This window comes from Amycolatopsis sp. NPDC028719 (genome assembly GCF_055565395.1).
In genome coordinates this window covers 856,666-880,341 of record NZ_JBVHUL010000001.1, presented here as the reverse complement: position 1 = coordinate 880,341, position 23,676 = coordinate 856,666, and the positions used below count along the sequence as shown (strand labels likewise).

21 protein-coding genes and 2 pseudogenes are annotated in these 23,676 nt (G+C 71.4%); 2 read left to right on the top strand and 21 right to left on the bottom strand.

Annotated features, from left to right (window positions below):
• Window positions 1-8: 8 nt before the first annotated feature.
• Entirely contained in the window at window positions 9-1,520 is a 1,512-nt protein-coding gene (lysS, locus tag ACZ4TR_RS04360) for a lysine--tRNA ligase (RefSeq protein WP_364529079.1), read from the bottom strand.
• 377 nt (window positions 1,521-1,897) lie between these two features.
• On the opposite strand from lysS, the gene ACZ4TR_RS04355 reads away from it, so the two are divergent.
• Window positions 1,898-2,302 (top strand): DUF6640 family protein, encoded by a 405-nt coding sequence (locus ACZ4TR_RS04355; RefSeq protein ID WP_465285700.1) that lies wholly within the window; start codon window positions 1,898-1,900, stop codon window positions 2,300-2,302.
• Between the two features lie 127 nt (window positions 2,303-2,429).
• Here ACZ4TR_RS04355 and ACZ4TR_RS04350 read toward each other — a convergent pair whose 3' ends face one another.
• From ACZ4TR_RS04350 to ACZ4TR_RS04320, 7 genes are all read right to left on the bottom strand, one after another.
• A complete protein-coding gene (locus ACZ4TR_RS04350; protein WP_465285699.1) occupies window positions 2,430-3,206 on the bottom strand; it encodes a type III pantothenate kinase in 777 nt (258 codons plus the stop codon).
• Window positions 3,207-3,211: 5 nt separating this feature from the next.
• Window positions 3,212-3,709, bottom strand: coding sequence for an aspartate 1-decarboxylase (gene panD, locus ACZ4TR_RS04345; protein WP_086674446.1), 498 nt, complete (start codon window positions 3,707-3,709; stop codon window positions 3,212-3,214).
• A gap of 9 nt (window positions 3,710-3,718) precedes the next feature.
• A complete protein-coding gene (gene panC, locus ACZ4TR_RS04340) occupies window positions 3,719-4,624 on the bottom strand; it encodes a pantoate--beta-alanine ligase (RefSeq protein ID WP_364529088.1) in 906 nt (301 codons plus the stop codon).
• Window positions 4,621-5,583, bottom strand: coding sequence for a Rossmann-like and DUF2520 domain-containing protein (locus tag ACZ4TR_RS04335; protein WP_465286292.1), 963 nt, complete (start codon window positions 5,581-5,583; stop codon window positions 4,621-4,623). The genes panC and ACZ4TR_RS04335 overlap by 4 nt, the downstream gene beginning before the upstream one ends.
• Window positions 5,584-5,673: 90 nt before the next feature.
• Complete coding sequence (locus ACZ4TR_RS04330) at window positions 5,674-6,777, bottom strand: PrsW family intramembrane metalloprotease (protein WP_465286291.1); 1,104 nt, start codon at window positions 6,775-6,777, stop codon at window positions 5,674-5,676.
• Between the two features lie 595 nt (window positions 6,778-7,372).
• Window positions 7,373-9,688 (bottom strand): DUF6779 domain-containing protein, encoded by a 2,316-nt coding sequence (locus ACZ4TR_RS04325; protein ID WP_465285698.1) that lies wholly within the window; start codon window positions 9,686-9,688, stop codon window positions 7,373-7,375.
• 69 nt (window positions 9,689-9,757) lie between these two features.
• Window positions 9,758-10,219 carry a DUF3180 domain-containing protein gene (locus tag ACZ4TR_RS04320; RefSeq protein ID WP_465285697.1) on the bottom strand — a complete coding sequence of 154 codons (462 nt, stop codon included), beginning with the start codon at window positions 10,217-10,219 and terminating at the stop codon, window positions 9,758-9,760.
• A gap of 95 nt (window positions 10,220-10,314) precedes the next feature.
• On the opposite strand from ACZ4TR_RS04320, the gene ACZ4TR_RS04315 reads away from it, so the two are divergent.
• The gene (locus ACZ4TR_RS04315) at window positions 10,315-11,250 is read left to right on the top strand and encodes a helix-turn-helix domain-containing protein (protein ID WP_465285696.1); all 936 of its coding nucleotides are present in this window, start codon (window positions 10,315-10,317) and stop codon (window positions 11,248-11,250) included.
• 186 nt (window positions 11,251-11,436) lie between these two features.
• On the opposite strand, the gene folK is transcribed toward ACZ4TR_RS04315, so the two are convergent.
• The 13 genes and pseudogenes from folK to ACZ4TR_RS04250 all read right to left on the bottom strand — a co-directional run bounded on the left by folK (window position 11,437) and on the right by ACZ4TR_RS04250 (window position 23,586).
• Entirely contained in the window at window positions 11,437-11,928 is a 492-nt protein-coding gene (gene folK, locus ACZ4TR_RS04310) for a 2-amino-4-hydroxy-6-hydroxymethyldihydropteridine diphosphokinase (protein WP_364512437.1), read from the bottom strand.
• A complete protein-coding gene (gene folB, locus ACZ4TR_RS04305) occupies window positions 11,925-12,284 on the bottom strand; it encodes a dihydroneopterin aldolase (protein WP_465285695.1) in 360 nt (119 codons plus the stop codon). Before folB ends, folK begins: the two co-directional genes overlap by 4 nt.
• On the bottom strand, window positions 12,277-13,083 hold the full coding sequence (folP, locus tag ACZ4TR_RS04300) for a dihydropteroate synthase (protein WP_465286290.1): 807 nt from the start codon (window positions 13,081-13,083) through the stop codon (window positions 12,277-12,279). The genes folB and folP overlap by 8 nt, the downstream gene beginning before the upstream one ends.
• Window positions 13,084-13,118: 35 nt before the next feature.
• A pseudogene (folE, locus tag ACZ4TR_RS04295) lies at window positions 13,119-13,463 on the bottom strand (GTP cyclohydrolase I); the annotation flags it as partial.
• Window positions 13,464-14,432: 969 nt separating this feature from the next.
• Window positions 14,433-14,696: pseudogene (locus ACZ4TR_RS04290) on the bottom strand (GTP cyclohydrolase I); the annotation flags it as partial.
• Complete coding sequence (ftsH, locus tag ACZ4TR_RS04285; RefSeq protein WP_364512445.1) at window positions 14,674-17,094, bottom strand: ATP-dependent zinc metalloprotease FtsH; 2,421 nt, start codon at window positions 17,092-17,094, stop codon at window positions 14,674-14,676. The pseudogene ACZ4TR_RS04290 and the gene ftsH, both read right to left, overlap by 23 nt.
• Window positions 17,095-17,296: 202 nt before the next feature.
• On the bottom strand, window positions 17,297-18,112 hold the full coding sequence (locus ACZ4TR_RS04280; RefSeq protein ID WP_465285694.1) for an ESX secretion-associated protein EspG: 816 nt from the start codon (window positions 18,110-18,112) through the stop codon (window positions 17,297-17,299).
• A gap of 172 nt (window positions 18,113-18,284) precedes the next feature.
• On the bottom strand, window positions 18,285-19,070 hold the full coding sequence (locus ACZ4TR_RS04275; RefSeq protein WP_364512450.1) for an ESX secretion-associated protein EspG: 786 nt from the start codon (window positions 19,068-19,070) through the stop codon (window positions 18,285-18,287).
• A gap of 58 nt (window positions 19,071-19,128) precedes the next feature.
• Window positions 19,129-20,532, bottom strand: a complete 1,404-nt coding sequence (locus ACZ4TR_RS04270; RefSeq protein ID WP_465285693.1) for a hypothetical protein — start codon at window positions 20,530-20,532, stop codon at window positions 19,129-19,131.
• 22 nt (window positions 20,533-20,554) lie between these two features.
• Entirely contained in the window at window positions 20,555-20,920 is a 366-nt protein-coding gene (locus tag ACZ4TR_RS04265) for a hypothetical protein (protein WP_086671412.1), read from the bottom strand.
• Between the two features lie 144 nt (window positions 20,921-21,064).
• Window positions 21,065-21,616 carry a hypoxanthine phosphoribosyltransferase gene (gene hpt / locus ACZ4TR_RS04260; RefSeq protein WP_155547788.1) on the bottom strand — a complete coding sequence of 184 codons (552 nt, stop codon included), beginning with the start codon at window positions 21,614-21,616 and terminating at the stop codon, window positions 21,065-21,067.
• 3 nt (window positions 21,617-21,619) lie between these two features.
• Window positions 21,620-22,579, bottom strand: a complete 960-nt coding sequence (gene tilS, locus ACZ4TR_RS04255) for a tRNA lysidine(34) synthetase TilS (protein WP_465285692.1) — start codon at window positions 22,577-22,579, stop codon at window positions 21,620-21,622.
• Window positions 22,576-23,586 (bottom strand): zinc-dependent metalloprotease, encoded by a 1,011-nt coding sequence (locus ACZ4TR_RS04250; protein WP_465286289.1) that lies wholly within the window; start codon window positions 23,584-23,586, stop codon window positions 22,576-22,578. The genes tilS and ACZ4TR_RS04250 overlap by 4 nt, the downstream gene beginning before the upstream one ends.
• Window positions 23,587-23,676 lie beyond the last annotated feature (90 nt).

Here is a 23,676-nt window from a genome sequence, read left to right as displayed (position 1 = left end):
CCGGCGGGTTATTCGGGTCGCACGAGCGGGAAGAGGATCGTCTCCCGGATACCGAGACCGGTCAGCGCCATGAGGAGCCGGTCGACTCCCATTCCGACGCCGCCGCTCGGCGGCATTCCGTACTCCAGAGCCCGGAGGAAATCCTCGTCGAGCCGCATGGCTTCGCTATCACCCTGCGCGGCCAGCAGCGACTGTTCGGTGAGCCGTTCCCGTTCGACGACCGGATCGACCAGCTCGGAGTATCCGGTGGCGAGTTCGAATCCGCGCACGTAGAGGTCCCACTTCTCGGCCACGCCGGCCCGGGAGCGGTGCTGCCTCGTCAATGGCGACGTCTCCAACGGAAAATCACGGACAAACGTGGGGGCGTGCAGGTGATCCCCGACCAGGTGTTCCCACAGTTCCTCGACCAGCTTGCCGTGACCCAGCTTCGGATCCACTTCCAGGCCCCTGGCCTGCGCGAATCCGTGCAGTTTGGCGGCGGGTGTCTCCGGCGTCACCTCTTCGCCGAGGGAATCGGACAACGACTCGTACATTCCGAGTGTGGTCCATTCGCCGGACAGGTCGTACTCCGAACCGTCGGGCAGGGTGACGACCTGGGTGTCCAGCACCGCCTGCGCGGCCTCCTGGATCAGCTCGCGCGTCATCACCGCATTCGTGTCGTACGTGGCGTAGGCCTCGTAGTACTCGAGCATCGCGAACTCCGGCGAGTGCGAAGAGTCGCTGCCCTCGTTCCGGAAGTTGCGGTTGATCTCGAAGACCTTCTCGATGCCGCCGACGACGCAGCGCTTGAGGTAGAGCTCCGGCGCGATCCGCAGGAACAGCTCCATGTCGAACGCGTTCGAGTGCGTGACGAACGGGCGGGCCGCGGCGCCGCCGTGCAGCGTCTGCAGCATCGGCGTCTCGACCTCGGTGAACCCGCGGCGGTGGAACGACTCCCGCAGCGACCGGACCACGCCGGCGCGCGTGCGCACGACGTCCCGCGCGCGCGGGCGCATGATGAGGTCGACGTAGCGCTGGCGGATCCGCGTCTCCTCGGCCAGGTCCTTGAAGGCGTTGGGCAGCGGACGCAGCGCCTTCGACGTGATGCGCCACGCGTCGGCCATCACGGACAGCTCGCCGCGCTTGGACGTGATGACCTCGCCCTGCACGAACACGTGGTCGCCGAGGTCGACGTCGGACTTCCACGCCGCCAGCGCGTCCTCGCCGACCTTCGCCAGGCTGATCATGGCCTGCAGCTCCGTGCCGTCGCCCTCGCGGAGGCTGGCGAAGCACAGCTTGCCCGTGTTGCGCAGGAACATCACCCGGCCGGTGACGCCGACCGTCTCGCCGGTGGCGGTGTCGACGGGCAGCCCCGCGTGCGCGGCCCGCACCTCGGCGAGCGAATGCGTCCGGGGGACCTCGACCGGATAAGGATCGATACCTTCCGCGAGGATCCGGTCGCGCTTCTCCCGGCGGACCCGCATCTGCTCGGGCAGTTCGTCTTCGGCGGGCACGCTGGTGGGAGGGGGCTTTTCGGTCATGGCCATAGGGTACGAACCCGACCGCGCGCTACGCCAACCGGATTACCTTTCCTTTCCGTCCATTAACCTGGGCCCCTGGGTGACCCCACCCACTCCCGGCGGGCTTCCTCCTTCGGCAGCCGCGCGGCCGCGTACGCCGAGCACCGGCCTGGCTACCCGCGGAAGCGATCGAACGGGGCCTTTCGGGTGCGAGCGGACGTGGGTGGCGGAGTTCACCTCACGGCCGTGAAGGGCCCCGGAAGCCGGCTCGAACGGACGATTTGCGAGAGGTGGTGCACGCGGCGTTCGAACCGTTCGAAAGCGATCGGTTTCGCCGGTGAGATTTCCGGTCGGCCCGGGATTGACCTCGATCCTGGTGGAGGTCCGATACTGGGGTGATGGCGAAAAAATCACTGGGGCGGGCGCTGATCTCGCTGGTGTCGTTGGTGACGGCCGTCGGCCCGTACCGTGCCGACTGGAACGAAACGCACGTCAAGAACCCCGCTTGGCCACCGCACGCGAAGTTCCACAACGGCCAGACGATGAGCCTCGGGCTCGCGCTGGGCGTCACCAGCCTGTGGCAGCTCTGGCGGGCTCCGGCGGCCCGGGAAGGTCTCGACGCGGGCGCGACGCTGGCGTCGCTGTACTGGCTGACGCAGATCTCGGCGCTGGCCTACCCGGGATCGAAGGCCGTCGACCCGCCGGGGACGGCGAAGTTCCCGCAGGCGGTGGTGGCGTTCCCGGCGCTGGCGGTGACCGCGCTGGGGTACGTGCTGGAGCGGCGCAGGCTGGCTCGCGGTTGACCCGGCCCCCGCCCTCCCTGGGGGGCGTGCCCTTGTCCAGCGTATCGGTGGCCACCGACGAAACACCGGAAACGGGAACCCACCCAGCCCCGTTGTCCACATTCGAAGGCACCTGTGGACAACCTGGCTAGGCGCGGACGTTCCGCTCGAAGACCAGCCGCAACCCGAGCAAGGTCAGATCCGGCACGTGGTCGGTGATCGTCTCCGACTCGCTGATCACCAGGGGTGCCAGGCCTCCGGTCGCCAGCACCGCAACCGGTTCCGTCCCGCCCGGCGACAGCTCTCGGACGATCCGCCGGACCAGCCCGTCCACCTGTCCGGCGAAGCCGTACAGGATTCCGGACTGCAGACACTCCACAGTGTTCTTGCCGATCACCGACCGCGGCGGCACCAGCTCGACCTTTCGCAACGCCGCCGCCCGCAACGCCAAGGCGTCGACCGAAATCTCGATCCCCGGCGCGAACGCCCCGCCCAGGAACTCACCCCGGGCGGAAATGGCGTCCACGTTCGTCGAGGTTCCGAAGTCGACGACCACGCAAGCCGTGTCGTGCAGGTGGTGCGCGGCCAGCGTGTTCACCAGCCGGTCCGCGCCCACCTCCTTCGGGTTGTCCACCAGCAGCGCCACACCCGTGCGCACGCCCGGCTCGACCACGATCTTCGGGACGCGTGCGTAGTACCGCGCCAGCATCACCCGCAGCTCGCGCAGCACCGCCGGCACCGTCGACAAGGCACTGATGCCCGTGACCGCGTCCGCGTGCGGGCCCAGCAGGCCGCGCACCGTCAACGCCAGCTCGTCGGCCGTCATGCGCGCGTCCGTGCGCATGCGCCAGTCACCGACCAGTTCGGTGCCGGAATACAGCCCCAGCACGATGTTCGTGTTGCCGACGTCGACGGTGAGCAGCAAGCGGGTCAGCTTTCCGCGTGCAGCAGCGCGTCGAGGCGGCGCGCGTCCGCCGTCTCCGCGACCGGGAACACCGCCGTCTCCTCCTCCGGCGGCAGGGTCACCGTGCCCGACAGCAGCCCCGACCCCTCGGGCGCGTAGCCCGGGTCGGCGTGCCGGTGGACGATCCGGTTGTCCGCGTCGACGAACACCACGCGCGGCTCGTACGTCGCGGCTTCGGCATCGTCCATCTGGCCGTACGAAATGAGGATGACCAGGTCGCCCGGGTGCACCAGGTGCGCCGCGGCGCCGTTGATGCCGAGGACGCCGCTGCCGCGCTCGCCCTTGATGACGTAGGTCTCCAGCCGGGCGCCGTTGGTGACGTCCACAATGGACACCTGTTCACCCGGCAGCAGGTCCGCGGCCTCCATCAGGTCCTCGTCGACCGTGACCGAGCCGACGTAGTGCAGGTCGGCCTGGGTCACGGTGACGCGGTGGATCTTCGACTTGAGCATGGTGCGGTACATAGTGGACTCCTATTCCCCTGCGTCCAGCCGCTCCGGGTGCTCGACCGCAGCGCCGAGCAACACCGGAACGTTGTCGATCAGCCGGGTACTCCCCACCCGGGCCGCGATCAACAAGCGTGCTTCACCATCGACGGGCGCGGGCCCGAGGTCGGTTCCCCTCAACTCCAGGTAATCCACCTCGACCGCGGGCCGCGCGGCGAGGGTCTTCCACGCGGTCTCGAGGACCGCCTCGGCACCGTCGCGCCCGACGAACGCCCCCGCGGTGAGGGCGGCCGACAGGACGACGGCGTCTTCACGCTGCTCGGGCGTCAGGTAGACGTTGCGCGACGACAGCGCCAGCCCGTCGCGCTCCCGCACGGTCGGCACGCCGATGACGTGCGTGTCGATGTTCAGGTCGCGCACCATCCGCTTGATCAGGACGAGTTGCTGGTAGTCCTTCTCCCCGAACAGCGCGTAGTCCGGGCGAAGCAGGTTGAACAGCTTCGCCACGACGGTGAGCACGCCGGCGAAGTGGCCAGGCCGGACAGCGCCCTCCAGCTCCTCGCCGAGCGGGCCGGGGTGCACCGTCACGACCGCGCCCTCGCCGTAGAGGGCGTCGGCGCTGGGCGTGAACGCGATTTCGACGCCGTCCTCGCCCAGCACGGCCAGGTCGTTCTCCAACGGCCGCGGGTACGCCTCGAAGTCCTCGCCCTCGCCGAACTGCAGCGGGTTGACGAAGATCGAGGTCGCCACGACGTTGTTCGGCAGCCGCTTCGCGCGGCGGATCAGCTCGCGGTGCCCGGCGTGCAGCGCGCCCATGGTCGGCACGAGCGCCAGCTTGCGGCCGACGCCGTGCAGGGCCTTGCTGACCTGGCTCATCTGCTCGGGCGACGCGAAGGTGTTCAACGTGCCGCGGCTGAATTTCGGTGTGGTCACTGGTCTTGGTGCCCTTCGGCGGGATCGTCGAGGAGTTCGGTGAGGTCTTTGGCGGCCGCGGTGTCCTGCAGCACTCCTGCTGCGAGCGAACGCGCCACCGTGCGCTTGGCCATCGCGCGGTAGGCCGGCGCCACGTCCGGCGCCCGGTCCGCCAGCACCTCCAGGTGCTTGCGGACGGTGCCGACGTCGCCACGGGCGACCGGGCCGGTGAGCGCGCGGTCGCCGTGTCGGAGCACATTATCCAACGCCGCCGAAAGCAGTGGCGCCACCAGGCGTTCGGAGTGCCCGATTCCCGCTTCCCGCAAGACTTCCGCGCAGTCGGCGACCAGCGTCATCAGGTGGTTCGCGCCGTGGGTCAACGCAGCGTGGTAGAGCGCTCGCGCGGAGTCGGGGATGCGCACCGGCTCGGCGCCCATCTCGACGGCCAGAGCTTCGCCGACGCTCCAGGCCGCGTCGTCGCCGACCGCCGCGGTGACGCCGATGCTGCACGCCGCCAGCCGCTCGAGGTCCTCTTCGCGGCCGGTGAACGTCATCACCGGGTGCAGCGCGAGCGGCAGCGCACCGGCCTCGGCCGCCGGCGCCAGCACGTCGATGCCCTGCGCGCCGGAGGTGTGCACGACGATCTGCCCGGGCCGCAGCGACCCGGTCGCGACGAGCCCGCGGACCATGCCGGCCAGTGCGTCGTCGGGGAGGGCGAGCAGCACCAGGTCCGCCCGGCGGACGGTCTCGTCGGGCGGCAGCAGCGGCACGTCGGGGAGGAGGCGTTCGGCACGGGCCAGCGACGCGGCGGACAGCCCCGACGCGGCGACCACGGTGTGCCCCGCCCGGGCCAGCGCGGCGCCGAGCACACTGCCGACCCGGCCGGCGGAAACGACACCGACCGCGAGACGAGCGGGCCGATTCATGGCGTGCGCCTGTGGACGCTCATGGGTGGCAGACTCCCTCTGCTCTCGTTCCAGTCCCGTTCCGGGTACCGGACGAACGGCGCGAGACTAACTCGATCGAGCGTGCCACGTTGAACCCGGGTGACCAGCTTCACCCGGACCGGGTCACCCTCGGGCGGCCTCGTCGGCGAGGCGCGTCGCTTCCGCCCGGGCGGCCTTCAACGTGCGCAGCAGCTCCTGCTGGCGCTGCCGGTCGACGTCGGTGGTGAGCTCGCGCCGGTCCAGGAACGCGAGCTCCGTCACGCTCGCCTGGTACACGGCGACGGCCTTCGCGGCGCGCTTCCCGGACTGGCGTTTCGCCTGTCGCCGCCAGGCCCGGCGGCCGGGCAGGCTGGCCAGCAGGTCGACCTCCGACGGTGCGATCCACCGCGCCGCGGCCATGTGCGGCAGGGCGGTGGCGATGATCCGCTGCTCCCGCCGTCTCTGGAGGACGACCAGGTAGACCACGCCGAGGAACAGCGGCAGCATGATCAGGAAGTAGACGGTGAGGAACTTGGACCCGCCGAGCAGCGCGGCGCTGTTCCACAGCGCGTGCAGGCAGACGGCGGCCAGGTAGCCGGCGAGCGGCGCGATCACCCGCATCGCCTTCGTGGTCGTGCGCGCGGCGATGCCGATCCCGATGCCGGTGAGCACGGCGAACAGCGGGTGCGTGAACGGCGCGAGGACGCCCCGGAGGAAGAACGCCGTGATGACGCCTTGGCTGTGGCCGTCGCCGAAGCCGTAGTCGTTGAAGGCGCGGCCGAAGTAGTAGATGTTCTCGGTGAACGCGAAGCCGGCGGCGCTGAACCCGGCGTAGACGACACCGTCGACGACGCCGTCGAACTCGCTGGACCGGCGCCAGAGGAGGAGGACGACGAAGAGCGCCTTCGCGGCCTCCTCGACGATGGGCGCGGAGACCAGCGCGGCGACGGTGTTGCCGCTGCCCTTGCCGAGGAGCTCGTCCCCGACCGCCTCGGCGGTGGTGTTGATGAGCAGCGCGGTGATCGTCGCGATGCAGGCGCCCCAGGCGAAGGCGAGCAGCAGGAACTTCGCCGGTTCGGGCTCCCAGCGGTCGACCCAGAGGAACCCGGCGACCACGCCCGCGACCGGCACGAGCGCGGCGAGGACGCCGATGGTGACGGCGAGGGGGCCGACCCGCGCCGTGGCGAGGCCGAACAGGAACAGGCCGCACAGGGCGACCACGATCAGCCCGAGCACCGGCAGCAGCACGGTGATCCGGCGAGGCCGCCGTCCGCGATCGAGTCCCGTCGCGGGCGAGAGGGTTCCGCTCACAGCCGGTCACCCTACGCAGACCGGACAGGAACCGGAACGCCACCTGGCACACACGGCGTGCCGTGTGTGCTCCGCCGCCCGCGGCGGCTTGGCGGCTCCTCCACGCGCGGCTTGGGACGCACCCAATGTGGCGTTGGGTGCGTGGGGTGCACCCAATGTGGCGTTCGGTGCGTGGGGTGCACCCAATGTGGCGTTCGGTGCGTGGGGTGCACCCAATGCGGCGTTGGGTGCGTCAGACGCACCCAACGCGGCGTTCGGTGCGTGGGGCGCACCCAACGCGGCGTTCGGTGCGTGACACGCACCCAACGCGGCGTTCGGTGCGTCAGACGCACCCAATGCGGCGTTCGGTGCGTCAGACGCACCCAATGTGGCCTTCGGTGCGTCAGACGCACCCAATGTGGCCTTCGGTGCGTGACACGCACCCAAAGTGGCCTTCGGTGCGTCAGACGCACCCAATGTGGCCTTCGGTGCGTCTGACGCACCCAACGCCACATTGGGGCGCTCGGGGTCGACCGGTGCCGGTACGGCCGGCTCAGTCCTCCGCGCGACGGCGGCGGCGGGGCGTCGAACCCGTGCCGCCGTTCGCCGCCAGGAGCTCGCTCACCGAACGGCCCGCCGTGTGCGAACCGCTGCCCGGCGGGCCCTCGGGCGACCGGTGGCCGTTGTGGGCGTGGCCGTTGCTCGCGCCGTTGTGGCCGTTGCCGTTCTGCGGCACGTCCGCCGGGTCGACCGGGGCCATGTTGCGGCGCGACATCGACGCCCGCTCGGCGACCATGCCTTCCCACGCCGGGGGCTCGCCGTCCGGACGACGGCGCCGGCCGCCGCCCGTGGGCTCCGGAGCGGGCACCGGCGGCATCTGCTGCGACTCGTCCGGCTTGCGGCGACGGCCACCCGAGCGGCCCTGGAAGTTGCGGACCGACTCCGGGAGCGTCGGGTTCACCATCGGCGCGTCGGCGTTCGCGGCCTCGGCGGGCGCGCGGTGCGAGCCCCCGTGGCGGGACGCCGGCTCGTCGAGGATCGGCGACATGTCCGCCCGCGAGAACTGCTCCAGCCGCGACGGGCGGCGGCCGTCGGCCGCCGGGACCGGCGTGGTCGGCGGCACCACCGGCGGGAGGTTCGTGCGCGACGGCTGCCGCGCGGCCGGGCTGTTGTTCGGCACCGGCGTCGTCGGCGGGACGACCGGGGGAAGGTCTCGACGCGAGGCCGAAGCGTCCCTCGGCATCGGCGGGGCCTTGGGCTCGGGCGGCTTCGGCCGGTTCGGCCGCTGCCGCTCGGCGAAGTCGTCGCGGTTCTGGAACGCCGCGCTCAGGTCGGTCACCGGCCGCAGGTCCGACCGGGACATCTCCGACGGCTTCACCGGCGGGGCCGGCCGGGGCGGCGCGGGCCGCGGCGGCTCGGGCGCCTTGCGCTGCTCGGGACGCGCGCCGTTCGGCTGGCCGCCGACGCGAGGCAGGTCCGTGCGAGACCGTTCGACGCGAGGCAGGTCCGTGCGAGACCCTTCCACGCGCGGCAGGTCCGTGCGAGACCGTTCGACGCGCGGCAGGTCGGGACGCGACATCTCGACGCGCGGAATGTCCGGACGCGACATCTCCACCCGGGGAATGGCGGGCATCGACCGCTCCACGCGCGGGATGTCGGGCATCGACCGCTCGACACGCGGGATGTCGGGCCGCGACATCTCCACGCGCGGAATGTCCGGGCGGGACATCTCCACGCGCGGGATGTCCGAACGCGACACCTCACCCGGGCGCACGGGCGGGCGCGACGGGTCGACCCGCGGCAGGTCCGGTCGCGACATCTCGGCGGGCCGCATGGCCGGCCGCGACAGCTCCGCCCGGCGCGCGGGCGGCGGCTCGGGACGGCGGATCTCCGTCTTCGGCTCCGGGGCGCGGCGGATCTCGGTCTTGGGCTCGGGCCGCGGCACCTGGCGCGTCGGCTCGGCGGCGGCCTCGGGACGGCGCTCGGGCTGCTGCGCGACCTCTTCCGCGTTCGGCAGCCGCATCGGCTGCGACTCGGCCTGGCGGCGGGCCGCCTCGGCGCGCAGCTCGGCGGCCTTCAGCTCACGCTGCGCGGCGTTCAGGGCCGGGTCCACGGCCGGCACCGGCGGACGGCGTTCGCTCAGCGGCTTCGGCCGGGCCATCTGCTGGGTGCTCTGCGCGTTGACGTTCGCCGGGGCCTTCGGGGCCGGCTTGCCGCCGAAGCCCTTGCCCTTGCCGAGCCCCTTGCCGTTCGCGGGCTTGCCGTTCGACGCCTTGCGGCGGCGCTCGTCGAGGACCCGGTCGATCAGCTCGGTCGGCCGCTCGCCCGCTTCGGCGGGCTTCTTCCCGGCCATCAGCTGCGCCGGCTTCTTCTTCGGCGCGGCGTCGGGGATCATCCGGTTGTCGTCGGAGACCTTGCGCATGCGGGTCGCCTGCGCGGTCAGCGCGACGCGTTCGAGCAGCACCTCGCCGCCGAACAGCGACTGAAGACTGTCTCGGAGCGCGGACACCTCGGCGCGCAGCGCCTGCAGTTCCTCGCGGCCGCGGGAGTCGGCCTCGCTGCGGTTCTCCGCCTCCACCTCCAGCTCGAATTCGCGCCGGGCCGCGATCTCGCGTTCCAGCTCCAGCTCGTACACAGCCTGCGCCTCGGAAACCGCGTCCTCGCTCTGTGCCGCGTGCTTGCGGTACTTCACGGCGAGAAAAGCGCCGATCAGGGCAGCCCAGAGGGCGGCGACGATCCCGAGCCTGAGATAGCGGAGATCGTCGCTGAGCACCAGTGCGAGGGTGGCTCCGATGGCGAGGACGAATCCGACGACGAGCCACGGCCTGCCCAGTAGGCGGCCGCGCGAGTCGTCACCCACGCCGGTCATGCCTGACACCGTACCTGCTCGTAATCCGAACGAGACCTACTCGGTCCCGCGAGCGGTGGGATTCCAGCGCTAACCGGTCGTCCCGCGAGTGTGCTCCCGGTCTTGGTCACGGGGGGTCCGGCAGCAGTGCTCCAGCCACAAACCCGCTGCTACCAGCGCCGCCGAGGACGCCACGCCGACGACGCCGGCGCGAGAGTCGAGCACCGCCGCGACGAATTCGTCACGTCGCGGGAGGACGTAGGCCAGCGCGGCCAGCCAGGCGCCGCCCATGAACGCTCCGGCGAGTGACGAAGCCTTGGCGAGGGCCACCGATCGGGCGATCCCGATGGCGGCGACGACGCGGCCGTGCTTGATCCGGGAACGAATGGAGAGCGCGATCCCGGCTTCGACCACGGCCAGCACGGCGAAGGTGACGCCGGCGAACGTCGGCAGCTGCGGCAGTGAGCCGTACGCCACCACGAAGAGCAGGTAGCCGAGGGCCAGGCCGAGCAGGCCGGCCACCACCAGGTCACGGGGCCGGGTGAAGTGCATGACCCAACCGTACCGAGCCGGGACATCCGGTGCCCCGACCTCTCCGAGAGCATAAGGTTGACTCTCCCCCTACTGGAGAGTTCATCATGCGTCTTGTGGGCACCACCGCGATCTTCACCATCGGCGAGCTGGCCCGGCGGACCGGCCTGCCCGTCAAGACCATCCGGTTCTATTCGGACGAGGGCCTGCTGCCCCCGACCGACCGGACGGACGCCGGCTACCGGCTCTACGACGCGGCGGCGATGGCCCGGCTCGAGCTGGTCCGCACCCTGCGGGAGCTGGGCCTGGGCCTCGCCGACGTCTCCGCGGCCCTGACGCAGTCGGCGACCGTCGGCGAGCTGGCGACCCGGCACGTCGAGGCGCTGGACGAGCAGATCCGGCGGCTCCGGCTGCGCCGGGCGGTGCTGCGCGCGGTGGCCAAGCGTGATTCCGAGCTGGAGGAAGTGAACCTGATGAACCGTCTCGCGTCGATGTCCGACGAGGAGCGCAAACGGCTGGTCGACGAGTTCTGGGACGAGATGGTCTCGGGGCTGGAGATCGACGAGCAGTTCTACGAGCGCATGCGCGCGGGCAAGCCGGAGCTGCCCGACGATCCGACGCCCGAGCAGCTCGAGGCCTGGATCGAGTTCGCCGAGCTGGTGCAGGACCCGGAGTTCCGGGCACTGATCCGCGGCATGAGCGAAACCCAGGCCCGGCAGATCCGCGAAGGCGAGTTCCAGCAGCCCGCGGACGCCTGGCAGCAGAACTGGCCCGGCTGGGTTTCCCGCGCGGAGACGGCGCTGGCGGCCGGGGAATCCCCCACGTCGGAGACGGGGCAAGCGCTTGCGGCCGAGATCGCGGCGGCCACGGCCCGGCCGGACCAGGACCCGGCGTCGGCGGAGTTCCGCACGGAGATGGCGGACCGGTTCGCCACGAGCGGCGACCCGCGGGCCGAGCGCTACTGGCAGCTGCTGGCGATCATCAACGGCTGGCCGCCGGTCCCGACGGCCCAGCCCGCGGTGCGGTTCATGATCGAAGCGCTGCGCGGCTGACCGCACGGGAACGGCGACTCGGCGATGAACCGGGGGTGACCGGTAACGGCCACCTCAGGTTCCCCGATAGGCGGTCTTTCCGACCGCCGGCCGCTGGGGGACCCCCGGTTTCAACGTTACTCGCGGGGACCGACAATTCCGGGCCCACGCAGTCGAGTTGTCCACAGGCCCCGACCCGGCCCGGCGTCAGCGCAGCGGCAAGTCCGTCCGGCGGACCGTGGCGACCTCGTCCGCCGGGCGGGCGGCGAGCAGGGCGGCGATCGGGCCGTGCCCCGGCAGCACCGCGGCCGGCTCGATCTCCGCCCACGGCACCAGCACGCTCGCACGGTCCGGCGTCCCCGGGTGCGGCAGCAGCAGCTCCGGGTCGCCGGACGTGACGCCGTCCACCGTGACCACGTCGACGTCCAGCGTCCGCGGGCCCCAGCGCAGCTCGCGCACCCGGCCCGCCGCCTGCTCGGCCGCCTGGCCCGTGCGCAGCCACGCCCAGTGGTCGCGCGCCGGGTCGTCGACGACGCAGACCGCGTTCAGGAAGTCCGGCTGGTCCTCGACACCCCACGCCTTGGTCTCGTACACGCTCGACACCGCGACCAGCGCGGGCCGCACGGCGTCCAGCGCCAGCTCCAGGAAGCCGAGCCGGTCTCCGAGGTTCGAGCCCAGCGACAGGACGGCCCGGCTCATCGGTCCCGCCGCACCGTCACCGCGACGTCGTCGAAGGTCAGCGGGATCGGCGCGGACGGCTTGTGCACCGTCACCTCGACCGCGCCCAGCCGCTCGTCGCGCAGGACCTCGTCGGCGATCTTCCCGGCGACGCTCTCGATGAGGTCGTACGGCTCGCCCGCGACGATCCCCGCCGCCAGCTCGGCCAGCTCGCCGTAGTGCAGCGTCTTGGTCAGGTCGTCCGACGCGGCGGCCGGCCCGAGGTCCAGCCACACGGTGATGTCGACGACGAACTCCTGCCCGTCCCGCTTCTCGTGCTCGAACACGCCGTGGCGGCCGAACACCCGCAGGCCGGTCAGCGTGATCCGGTCAGACATCCGGCGAACCCTTCCACCATGCGGCGGCCACGGTGACCGCGTCGAGCGAAGCCCCGACCTCGTGCACCCGCACACCCCACGCGCCCGCGGCCGCGGCGAGCGCGGAGATGGCGGCGGTGGCGTCCTCACGGCCGTCCGGCGGCCGCGGCGTGCCGTCCTTATCGGACAGCAGCCGGCCGAGGAACCGTTTGCGCGAAGCGCCGACGAGCACCGGGAAACCCAGGGAGAGCAGTGAATCCAGCCCGCGCAGCAACGCCCAGTCGTGCTCGGCGTCCTTCGCGAAGCCCAGCCCGGGGTCCAGCACGATCGCACTCTCGGCGACCCCCGCGGCGAGCGCGTCGTCCACTCTGGACAACAGCTCGGCGCGGACGTCGGCGACGACGTCCTCGTACTTGGCCAGGGCCCGCATGCCGCTGCTGTGCCCCCGCCAGTGCATCAGCACCCACGGCACCCCGGACTCCGCGGCGACGCGCGCCATGTCCGGATCGGCCAGCCCGCCCGAGACGTCGTTGATCACCTTCGCCCCGGCTCCGAGCGCCGCGGCGGCGACGGAGGCACGCGTGGTGTCGACCGAGAGCTGGATGCCTTCGCCGGCGAGGGTGCGGATCACCGGGATGATGCGCTGCAACTCGGTGTCGGCATCCACCCGGGCCGCGCCGGGCCGGGTCGACTCACCACCGACGTCGATCAGGTCGGCCCCGCGCGCCCACAACCCGCGGGCGTGCTCCAGCGCCTGGTCGAGCCCGAGGTACCGGCCACCGTCCGAAAAGGAATCGGGCGTCACGTTCAGCACGCCCATCACGACGCACCGGCCGGGAGCGGGAAGCCCCACGCTCACCGGCGCGCCCTGATCAGAGCGAGCGCCTCCGCCCGGGAAGAGGCGGAGTTCTTCAGCTGCCCGCGCACGGCGGAGGTGGTCGTGCGGGCGCCGGGCTTCCGGATGCCGCGCATGGCCATGCAGAGGTGTTCGGCCTCGATCACGACGATGACCCCGCGCGGTTCGAGCTTCCGCACGATGGCGTCGGCGACCTGGGAAGTGAGGCGCTCTTGCACCTGGGGGCGCTTGGCGTAGAGGTCGACGAGCCGGGCGAGCTTGGAGAGCCCGGTGACTTTGCCGGCGGCGTTCGGGATGTACCCGACGTGCGCGACGCCGTGGAATGGCACCAAATGGTGTTCACAGTTGTGAGTCAAATGTCCAGAAATCAAAAATGTCGGATGCGGATCGCATTTGAAACTGTAAACAGTGTAGGGCTTGGTGCCCGTCGCTGTCACCGGCGTGACCGACTCGACCGCGACGTAGTCCGACTCGATGAGATCGGTCGCGTAGTCGTCCTGCGGGAAGCCATGCTTACGAAACCACGAGTCGGCAACGTACAACACCGAGGCCGGAGCCTTCCTCGGCGTGAACCGCGCCCCGATGATGGTAGCTAGATCCTCGAGAAATGGGATGTTGGCGCTCGTGGCAAGTCGGGCGGGATGACGCTTGTCATCGCAACCGTCCCCATCAATGTATCCGTCGAGGAAACCGTTGAAAGTTGACAAGTCATTGAGGACCACCACGGGGAACCGCTGTCGCATGTGGTGAGCGTCGCCGCCAACGTACTGCCGCATTAGATCAGCGAGGTATGAGGACACCACACGCACCCGGAATCCTGGGGCAGGTCGTCCGAGATAGCCCGAGGGTCGGGATACCGATTCGACCTTCGCGTCGATGCCGAACGCACGGTGCAGGGACTCGGCGAACTTCTTCGCGTAGTCCCGGTCATTGACCACGAGGGACACATACCGGTCGGCGACCGTGCCATCGGCACAGACGGTTCCGACCACATAGCCGAAGTCGTACCCGAGGGTCGGCCTCCAGCGATCACGGCAGAGCTTCCGCGCGTGCGTCCACTCGATGAAGGTGCCCTCGACGTCCTTGGCTTCCTTCCAGCCCTCGGGAGTCGCCAAGGGATGGTCCGGGGTGACCTGGAACTTGCCCACCGAGGTCTTCACCTCGACCAGCTCGCGAACCTGGTGCGAGCTGACCTCGGTGACCTCGGTCTCCTCGACGTTGCCGCCAACGAGCGTCCACAGTTTGTCGCCGACCTCAACGTCCATCGCGCGCTTGCGACCGCCGACGGCGTTCACCGTCTGCTTGCTCGGCACGCACTGGCTGAACATCGGGATGTCCGTGACCAGCACCAGTTCTTCGTGGGCCTCGTCGAAGGTGCGGTCCAGCACCGAGTCGGGCTCGGTGTACAGGCCGGCGAACATCTCGTGGTACGCGCGGGCCACCCGGGCGGGGGTCTCCCTGAGACCGTCCCGCTCCGGGTCTTCGCCGCACGCCAGAAGGAGCTCGCGGATCGCCTTTTCCGCCCGGTCCTGGTCGAAGACCGGGCGGTCGGCGTCACTGGGACTTGTCTGGTCCATCCGCGTCACGACGCTGCTCCCCCTCGCTCTGCTGCTGGTTGCCGCCGGCTTGGTCGGCGAACCAGCCATGCTCGCGAGCGCGTTCTTCACCACCGGGCCGCCACGACTGGCCCGGCTGACCGCCCGGGGAGGTCGCGGGCGTCCAGCCCGGAGGGGCACCGTAGTTCGGCGGGCCGCTCTGGCCCACCGGGCCACCCGGGTAACCGCCGGCCTGCTGGTTGCCGTGGTTCTGCGGCCAGTGCGCCGTGCCGTTGGCGCCACCGTTCGGACCGCCGTAGGGACGGCCGCCGTTCGGGTAGGCACCCGGCTGCGGCGGGGCGTAGGGGTTGGCGTTCGGGTCGGCCGGCGCCGGGTACGGCGGGCCGCCGGGCAGGTCGCCCGCGCCCTGGGCGGTGCCGACCGGGGTCGGCTCCGGCTTCAGGACCGGCTTCTCCTTCTCCGGCGGGGGCCACGGCTCGCCGCGCTCCATCGCCAGCTCGCCCGGGGTCTTGATCGGCGGCTTGTCCGACGGCGTCCGCTCACCGAACTCGTTGAACACGGTGATGTGCGGGCGCTTCTCGACCGTCGCGAAGATCCGCTCCAGGTCCTTGCGGGTCAGCGTCTCCTTCTCCAGGAGCTCGATGACCAGCTCGTCGAGCACGTCGCGGTAGGTGTTGAGCACGTGCCACGCCTCGGTGTGCGCCGTCTCGATGAGCTTGCGCACCTCCTCGTCGATCTCGTGCGCCACCTCGAGCGAGTAGTCCGCCTGCCGGCCGGCCGAGCGGCCCAGGAACGGGTCACCCTGCTCCTGGCCGTACTTGACCGCGCCGAGCCGGGCGCTCATGCCGTACTCGGTGACCATCGCGCGGGCGATCTTCGTCGCCTGCTCGATGTCCGAGGACGCGCCGGTGGTGGGCTCGTGGAAGACGAGCTCCTCCGCCGTGCGGCCACCCATCGCGAAGACCAGCCGCCCGATCATCTCGGAGCGGGTCATCAGGTCCTTGTCGTCTTCCGGGACGAGCAGCGCGTGCCCGCCGGTCCGGCCGCGCGGCAGGATCGTCAGCTTGTAGACCGGTTCGATGTCCGGCATCGCCCACGCGGCGAGCGCGTGCCCGCCCTCGTGGTAGGCCGTGATCTTCTTCTCCTTCTCGGAGATGATCCGGCTCTTGCGGGCGGGGCCGCCGACCACGCGGTCGACGGACTCCTCGAGCTCGACGTCGCTGATCACGTGCCCGTTCTTGCGGGCGGTGAGCAGCGCGGCCTCGTTCAGCACGTTCGCCAGGTCGGCGCCGGACATGCCGACGGTCCGCTTGGCCAGGCTGCCGAGGTCGGTGCCCTGCGCGATCGGCTTGCCCTTGGCGTGCACCTCGAGGATCGCGCGACGGCCGCGCATGTCGGGCGCCGACACCGGGATCTGCCGGTCGAACCGGCCCGGGCGCAGCAGCGCCGGGTCCAGGATGTCCGGCCGGTTGGTGGCCGCGATCAGGATGATCCCGCCGCGGGCGTCGAAGCCGTCCATCTCGACGAGCAGCTGGTTCAGCGTCTGCTCGCGTTCGTCGTGACCGCCGCCGAGGCCGGCGCCGCGCTGGCGGCCGACCGCGTCGATCTCGTCGACGAAGATGATGCACGGCGCGTTCTGCTTGGCCTGTTCGAACAGGTCGCGAACACGCGAGGCACCGACACCGACGAACATCTCGACGAAGTCCGAGCCGGAGATCGTGTAGAACGGCACGCCCGCCTCGCCGGCGACGGCTCGCGCGAGCAGCGTCTTGCCCGTACCGGGCGGCCCGTAGAGCAGCACGCCCTTCGGGATCTTCGCCCCGAGTGCCTGGTAGCGCGCCGGGTTCTGCAGGAAGTCCTTGATCTCGTACAGCTCTTCGACGGCCTCGTCGGCACCCGCGACGTCCCCGAAGGTCGTCTTGGGCATGTCCTTGTTCAGCTGCTTGGCCTTGGACTTGCCGAAGTTGAGGACGCGGTTGCCGCCGCCCTGGGCGTTGTTCATCATCCACATCAGCAGGCCCAGCACGAGGGCGAGCGGGATGGCGAAGATGAGGATCTGCGTCAGCACGCCCTGCTGGGTCACCTTGGTGGTGAACTTGATCGGCTGACTGCCGGCCTTCGCCGCGGTCAGCGAGTCGTAGATCGGGCGGGTGGCATCCGCCGGATACTGCGAAATGATCTGGGTGACCTGCTGGCCGTCCACGTCGATGGGCTTGGCCAGCAGCAGTTTGAGCTGCTGTTCCTTGTCCTCGAGGCTGGCTTCCTTGACGTTGTTCGAGGAGATCTGGGAGTTCGCCACCGAGATGGGTGCCTGGGTGTACCCACGATCACTGTCGAAGATCGTGTTGTACGCGAACAACGCCAGCAACCCCGCGACGATCCACAGCAGTGGGTTCCTGAGCACGCTCTTCCGGTTCATACGACTCGGCCCTGGTGGCCTCGACCCTCCCTGGTTGGGCGGCTCCTGTGATACCCGCCATCACGATCTTGACAACCCGTGGTGCCTGGACACCCGTCCCATCAGGGTACCGTCCGCTGCCGCGTTCATCCCCTGTGAGCCTCTCGCAGGTCAACGGGCGATACCGCGCCCGGGTTCCCGCCCGGCGTCCACACCGGTCACGCTAGCGCGTGCCGTCCGACACACTGCTCACCATCTCGCCCAGCCGCGTCCGCAGCGTGGCCGGGTCGGCGGGAGCGACCGTAACCCACTCGCGGCCGTCCGTACCTGCGCGGGAGAGGCTGAGGTAGCGCCCGGTCGCGGTGTCGAACCAGGCCAGCACGCGGGACCGCTGCTTGGCCCCGACCTGCGAACGGCTGTTCGCTGCCAGTTGACCGCCGCGCTGCCTCGGCTGCCCGGAGATGCGGCCGTAGGCCTCCCGCGGGTCGGCCGTGACGCGTTCGCTGAGCGGTGTCCGGCGCGCCTTGCCCCGCTCTTCGGCCGGGTTCGACGGCAAGGACACGGGCACCCGGATCGGCGCGGTCCGCAGGGCGTCGTCCAGCGGAAGTGTGACCGACGCCTCGCTGCCGCGCGGCCCGGCCGGGAGCACGCCGACGACGGCGGAGACCAGGCCGTCCGGTGGGACGTCCCGCAGCCAGATGCCGGCGGCGTCCTGGACCGCGAGGACGCCCTGGGTGTCGTCGGCCGCCGCCAGGACGCCGACGGTGGGCGCCTCGAACTGCGGGATGTGCAGGGCGTCGATGGTCAGCGGGGCGAAGGCCAGCAGGTGCAGGGCGTCTTCGATCGGCGGCGCTAGCCTGCCGCGCGGTTCGCGGACGCCCCGGGCCTTCAGCTCGACGTCGACGCGGTGGCGCAGCGAGACCCGCTCGTCTTCGGTCGCGCCGTGCGATCTGACCAGCAACGGGTACGGCAGCTCGCCGACCTGCGCCGACTCCCAGAGGAAGTCGAACGCCAGCGGCGAGAAGAACTCTTGCATCACTACTCTCCCGGATCGGACTCTTGCTCAGCGTAGCCCGCACCACCGACAAGAAGTGCTCGTCGGCCGGGCACGCTCGGAGAAGCCGGAGCCCGATCTTGGCAGAGAGCGCGGACCCACCGGTGGCCGCGGTGCGCGGAAAGGCATCCTCGCGGGCGGTGCGGGAGAGACGGCGTCAGACCGTGCTGGTCGTTGCCGCTCCCGCGAGCATCTCGCCGAGCCGGTGGCGCAGCGTCGCCGCGTCGGCCGGGGCGATCGTGATCCAGTCCCGGCCGTCGTGGCCGCGGGTCGCCTGGGTGAAGTAGCGGCCCGTCTCCGTGTCGAACCAGCTCAGCACCGGGGTCCGGGTGCGGCCGCCCATGCGGGAGCGCGCGTTGGCCGCGATCTGGCCGCCGCGCAGCCGTGGCTGGGCGTGCAGCTTCGCCAGCGCCTTGCGGTCCTCATCGGCCGAAGCGCGCTCGTCGCCGTTGCCGCGGCGGGACAGGAAGTCGACGCCGTGGGCGCCGACCAGCTGCTCCAGCGGGACCGTGACCGACTTCTCCGACCCGCGCGGGGCGCCCGGGAGCAGCGAGACGATCGCGCTCGCCAGCCCGTCCACCGGGCACGGCTGCAGGTGGAGGCCACGCGTGTCCTGCACCGCCAGCAGCCCCTGGCCGCCCAGCACGCCGGCGATCGCCAGCAGCGGTTCGGCGTCCGGGGCGATCAGCTGGACCGCGTCCAGGCTCAGCTCGGACTGCGCCAGCACGCCGAAGTAGTCCTCGACGTGGGGTTCCGGCCGGCCGCGGCCGTCGGCGAGCCCGCGTGCGACCAAGCCCTCCAGCGTGCGCTGACGCAGGATCGACCGCTCGTCCACGGTTTCGCCGTGCGAACGGATGCGCAGCGGGTACGGCAGCTCGCCCAGCCCGGCGGACTCCCACAGGAAGTCGACCTCGGCCGGGGTGAGCAGCTCCGCGTTCGGCATCGAGCCACCCCCATGAGAAACCGGCCGGGCACGCCGTCGGCGTGCCCGGCCGAAAGGATCAGCGGTCTTCGTCGTCCTCGGACCACGCGCCGATGACCGGCGGCGGGGTCGCCTGGTTCGCGCCGAAGGCCGCGTCCGGGTCCGCCTCGATGAGGAACGACGCGTGCGTGTGCTCCTCGTCCTGCTCGCCCTGAGCGCCGTGCGGGGCCATGCCGCCCATGCCGCCCGGGTTCATCGGCGGCGGGGTCTGCCCGCCGATGGTGCCCGCCGACGAGACGAGGCCCTGCTGCGGAGCCTGGGCCGACGCGGCGCTCTGGCCCTGGCCTTCGGCCGAGGCGAGCGACGTCTCGTTCTCGGCCTTCGCGCCGGACCGGTTGCCCTTGCCCAGCGCGCGGGAAGCCAGCGCGCCGAGGCCGCCGGCGGCACCGCCGAGGCCGAGGCCCATGCCGATCTTGCTCAGCGGGTTGCCGCCGCCCGGCTGCCCGGCGCCCGAGCCCGCGTGGCCCGCGCCGGTGGCCGTACCCGGGCCCGCGACGGACCCACCGGGGCCACCGGGGCCGTCGCTGCCGAGCGCCGCCGCGTCCTGGCCGAAGCCACCGGCACCGGCGCCGTGGACGCCGTTCGGGCCGGCGACGCCCGCGTGCTGCGCGTCGAACGCGCCGCCGTGGCCGCCGAAGCCCGAGCCGCTGGAAGCGAACACCGCGCCGCCCGCACCGGACAGGCCCTGGACCGGGCCGGTGCTGCCGACGCTGCTGATGCCGCTGAACGAGATGGAGTTGTGCGAACCCGTCGGCTTCATGCCGAGCGACTCCGGGCCGAAGCTCGGGGTCGAGCCGTCGACCTCGCTCATCGACTTGGTGTAGGCGTTGAAGAACGCGACCTGCTGCGCCTTGACGTCGTTGGCCGCGTCGGCCTGCGCCTTCTGGTCGGCGATCAGCGCCGCCGGGCCGCCCGCCAGCGCGGCCGCCATGGCCTGCTTGGGGTCGTAGTCCTTGGGGGCCGGCATCTTCTTGACCTCGGCGGCCGCCGAGGCCTGCCGGGCGAGCCGGTCGGACATCGTGTGCGCGGCGTCGGAGGCCTGCGAGCCCGAGTTGGCGATGGCCACCAGCGCGCCCTGCGCACCGGCGGCACCGCGGCCGACCCACGCGTTGCCCAGCTCGGAGATCGCGTTGTACAGGTGGTCGGACACCTGCTTCAGCTCGGTGCCGTGGTGCGCCCAGGCGTGCCCGGTCGCCTCGGCCGTGCCGGGGTCGTTGTTGTTGACCGCGCCTTCGTACAGCTGCTGGCTGGCCTGCGCGTTCCAGTTCGGCGGGTTGGCGATCGCGCGGTCGCTGCCCATGTCGAAGCCGCCGGCACTGCCGCGGGCGTTGTCGACGATGTTCTGCGCCGACGAGTTGTCGCCGAGCGGGACCAGTGAGCCCGGGTCGGTCGACGAAGGCTGGTCGCTGTGGTTCGGAGCCATGATTTCGAGTCCCCCTCTGGGCTCAGGCGTTGCGGAACGGGTCGGCCGCGGCCTGGTCGATCTCGTGGTACCGGGACATCGCCGTGACGATGCCCTCCTCGGCGGCGGTGTACTGGTCGAGCAGGTTCTGCAGCGCGGCGGCGTAGGAGTCGTTCCCGCCGTCGGCGCGCTGGACGAACTTGGCGGCCATCGCGTTGCCGACCGGGTTGTCCCCGAGCTTCGGCGGCTGCGCGAGGGTGCCCGCTCCGCTGAGCAGGGCCTCGACCGCGTCCTTGCCGGTGCGGATCTTGTTCAGCACGGTCTGCGCGGCGTCCGGGTCGATTCCGACCTGACCCGCCGCGGCCGCGGCCTTGAAGGCGTTCGCGTCGGCAGCGCTGCTGTTCCCCATCTGAGCTCTCTCCCGTTCCCCCGACCCGGTCACCGCGGGCACGAATGGTCTTCGCATAGGTTAACGCACGTGATCAGAGCCTATGACGCAATCCGCGAAGCCGGGGTTCCGCGGATCCGGTAGATGCGGTGAACGGTCGGTGAACTACGCCGTGTAGACCTTCGGATCCAGCGTCCCGATGTAGGGCAGGTCGCGGTAGCGCTCGGCGTAGTCCAGGCCGTAGCCCACGACGAACTCGTTGGGGATGTCGAAGCCGATGTACTTCACCGGGACGTCCACCTTGACCGCCTCCGGCTTGCGCAGCAGCGAGACGACCTCGAGCGACGCGGGGTTGCGGCTGGCCAGGTTCTTCAGCAGCCACGACAGCGTCAGGCCGGAGTCGACGATGTCCTCGACGATCAGCACGTCCCGGCCCGCGATGTCGCGGTCGAGGTCCTTGAGGATCCGCACGACACCGGACGACGACGTCGCCGAGCCGTAGGAGGAGACGGCCATGAATTCCAGCTGCGTCGGCAGCGGCAGCGCACGGGCGAAGTCGGTCATGAACATGACCGCGCCCTTCAGGACACCCACCAGCAGGAGTTCACCCTGCCCGTTGGCCGGATAGTCGGCGGCGATCTGCGCCGACAGCTCCGCGATCTTGTCCTGGATCTGCTGCTCGGTGACGAGCACGGAGGCGATTTCGCCCTCGTACACGGGTCATTCCCCTCGGGTGGTGGGTTGGGAGGTGACGCAGAGCCTGCCACGGCGCCGCCGTGCCTCCAAGTTGCCCGGCAACCAGACGCCGCCCTGACCACGCCACCGGGCGACGAGGTCGTCGACCGCCCGCAGGTGCGCGTCGGTGAGCTCGCGCACACCCGATTGCAGCAGCCACCTGCGGATAACCCGCCGGCGGATCGCCGCGGGCTCGGCCGTGAGGACGCCGGCGTCCAGCCCTTCGGGGCCGCCCGCGCGGGTGAAGATCATGTCCGCCATTGTGTCCAGCGCCTCACTGTCCTCGCGCAGTTGCGCGGCCGTGCGGGCCAGTGCGGCGGCGACCCCGCCGTTGAGGACGTCTTCGAGCAACGGCAGGACTTCGGTGCGCAACCGGACCCGCGTGAAGCGCGGTTCGGCGTTGTGGGGGTCGGACCAGGGCTCGACGCCGAGCTCGGCGCAGGCGGCCTGGGTGGTCGCGCGCGGCACCGCCAGCAGCGGGCGGCCCCACGGCGGGTCGTGCGGGCGCATCCCGGCGACGCTGCGGGGGCCCGAGCCGCGGCCGAGCCCGAGCAGGACCGTTTCGGCCTGGTCGTCGAGGGTGTGGCCGAGCAGGACGAGGTCGTGGCCGGCCAGCGCGCCGTAACGGGCCTTGCGCGCGGCGGCTTCCGGGCCGCCGGGGCCGGTGACGTCGACGCGGCGCACCTCGGCTTCGTCGGCGCCGAGGGACTTCGCGGCCGCGGCGGCGTCGCGCGCGATCTTCGCCGAGCCCTCCTGCAGGCCGTGGTCGACGACCAGCGCGCGGACGCGGTGGCCGCGGTGCCGCCCGACGTACGCCGTGGCCTCGGCGAGTGCGAGGGAGTCGGCGCCGCCGGAGACCGCGACACACAGCTCGGGGGGCGCCTCGACCGCGTCCAGGAAGGCGCGGACGGCCCGGCGGACGGCCGCGACCGCCGGCCCGGTCATCCGTGCAGGCGCCGGACCCACGTGGCCGGGTCGGCGATCTCGGCGCGCGAGGGCAGGGTGTTCGGCGACCGCCAGACGGCGTTGAACCCTTCCATGCCGACGGCGTCCACGACGTGCTTCGTGAACTTCGCGCCTTCTTCGTACTGACGGATCTTCGCGTCGACGCCGAGCAGCGCGCGCAGCAGCCGGTCGAAGACGCCGCCGCCCTTGCGCCGGGCGGTGAACCGCGCGCGGATCGTGTCGACGCTCGGCACGACCTGCGGGCCGACGGCGTCCATGACGAAGTCGGCGTGGCCCTCCAGGAGCGTCGAGAGGGCCAGCAGCCGATCGAAGACCGCGCGCTCCTTCGGCGACTGGAGCAGCTCCGCGAGGTTCAGCTTCGGACCCTGCTTGATCGCCTCGGGCAGCCGGCCGACCAGGTCGGCGAGGCTGTCGGTGCCGCCGCCGGCGAGCCCGGCGACGAGCCGCTCGACCTCGTCGGCGAAGTAGTCGCGCAGCCAGGTGACCGCCGTGAACTGGAGCCGGTGGGTGCACTCGTGCAGGCAGACCCAGAGCCGGAAGTCGTGGCCCGGCACGTCCATCGCGCGTTCGGCGGCGACGACGTTGGGCGCGACGAGCAGCAGCCGGCCTTCCCGGTCGGGGCCGCCGAAGGGGTCGTACTGGCCGAGCACTCGGCTGGCCAGGAAGGCGAGCACCAGCCCGGTCTGCACGCCGGCGCCACCGGCCAGGATCGGCCCGAACGGCCCGCCCTGCTGCGGCAGCGCCCGCCCGGTGAGCGCGTCGAGGCCGGCCGCGGCCGAGCGCACCCAGCCGGGTCGGTCGACGACCTCGCCGGGCAGCAGCGGCAGGTCGAGACCCAGGTTCGTCAGCTGCCGGACGTGCCCTTCGGCCTCCATGGTCAGCTCACGCAGGTCGGTGACGGCCGCCTCGGCCTCTTCGCGCGGAACCTGCGGGCCGCCGCGCACGAGCAACGCGCCGGTCTGCGCGGCGAGCGCCCAGTCGACCATGGGCCGGGTCTCGGTTTCCTGACTCACCCTTCCGACGCTACCTGGCCCGGACGGGTTTCCGGCCACGATCTTCGTACGGTTCGGTGACCC

Coding starts and splice junctions, on each gene's coding strand:
- folB (WP_465285695.1), bottom strand. CDS start 12,284: ATGTCTGACCGGATCACGCTGACCGGCCTGCGGGTGTTCGGCCGCCAC.
- ACZ4TR_RS04320 (WP_465285697.1), bottom strand. CDS start 10,219: ATGCACTTCACCCGGCCCCGTGACCTGGTGGTGGCCGGCCTGCTCGGC.
- ACZ4TR_RS04325 (WP_465285698.1), bottom strand. CDS start 9,688: ATGACCGGCGTGGGTGACGACTCGCGCGGCCGCCTACTGGGCAGGCCG.
- ACZ4TR_RS04250 (WP_465286289.1), bottom strand. CDS start 23,586: ATGGTCGACTGGGCGCTCGCCGCGCAGACCGGCGCGTTGCTCGTGCGC.
- folP (WP_465286290.1), bottom strand. CDS start 13,083: ATGGGCGTGCTGAACGTGACGCCCGATTCCTTTTCGGACGGTGGCCGG.
- panD (WP_086674446.1), bottom strand. CDS start 3,709: ATGTACCGCACCATGCTCAAGTCGAAGATCCACCGCGTCACCGTGACC.
- folK (WP_364512437.1), bottom strand. CDS start 11,928: ATGAGCCGGGCCGTCCTGTCGCTGGGCTCGAACCTCGGAGACCGGCTC.
- ftsH (WP_364512445.1), bottom strand. CDS start 17,094: ATGAACCGGAAGAGCGTGCTCAGGAACCCACTGCTGTGGATCGTCGCG.
- ACZ4TR_RS04355 (WP_465285700.1), top strand. CDS start 1,898: ATGGCGAAAAAATCACTGGGGCGGGCGCTGATCTCGCTGGTGTCGTTG.
- ACZ4TR_RS04265 (WP_086671412.1), bottom strand. CDS start 20,920: ATGGGGAACAGCAGCGCTGCCGACGCGAACGCCTTCAAGGCCGCGGCC.
- lysS (WP_364529079.1), bottom strand. CDS start 1,520: ATGACCGAAAAGCCCCCTCCCACCAGCGTGCCCGCCGAAGACGAACTG.
- ACZ4TR_RS04275 (WP_364512450.1), bottom strand. CDS start 19,070: ATGCCGAACGCGGAGCTGCTCACCCCGGCCGAGGTCGACTTCCTGTGG.
- ACZ4TR_RS04270 (WP_465285693.1), bottom strand. CDS start 20,532: ATGGCTCCGAACCACAGCGACCAGCCTTCGTCGACCGACCCGGGCTCA.
- tilS (WP_465285692.1), bottom strand. CDS start 22,579: ATGACCGGGCCGGCGGTCGCGGCCGTCCGCCGGGCCGTCCGCGCCTTC.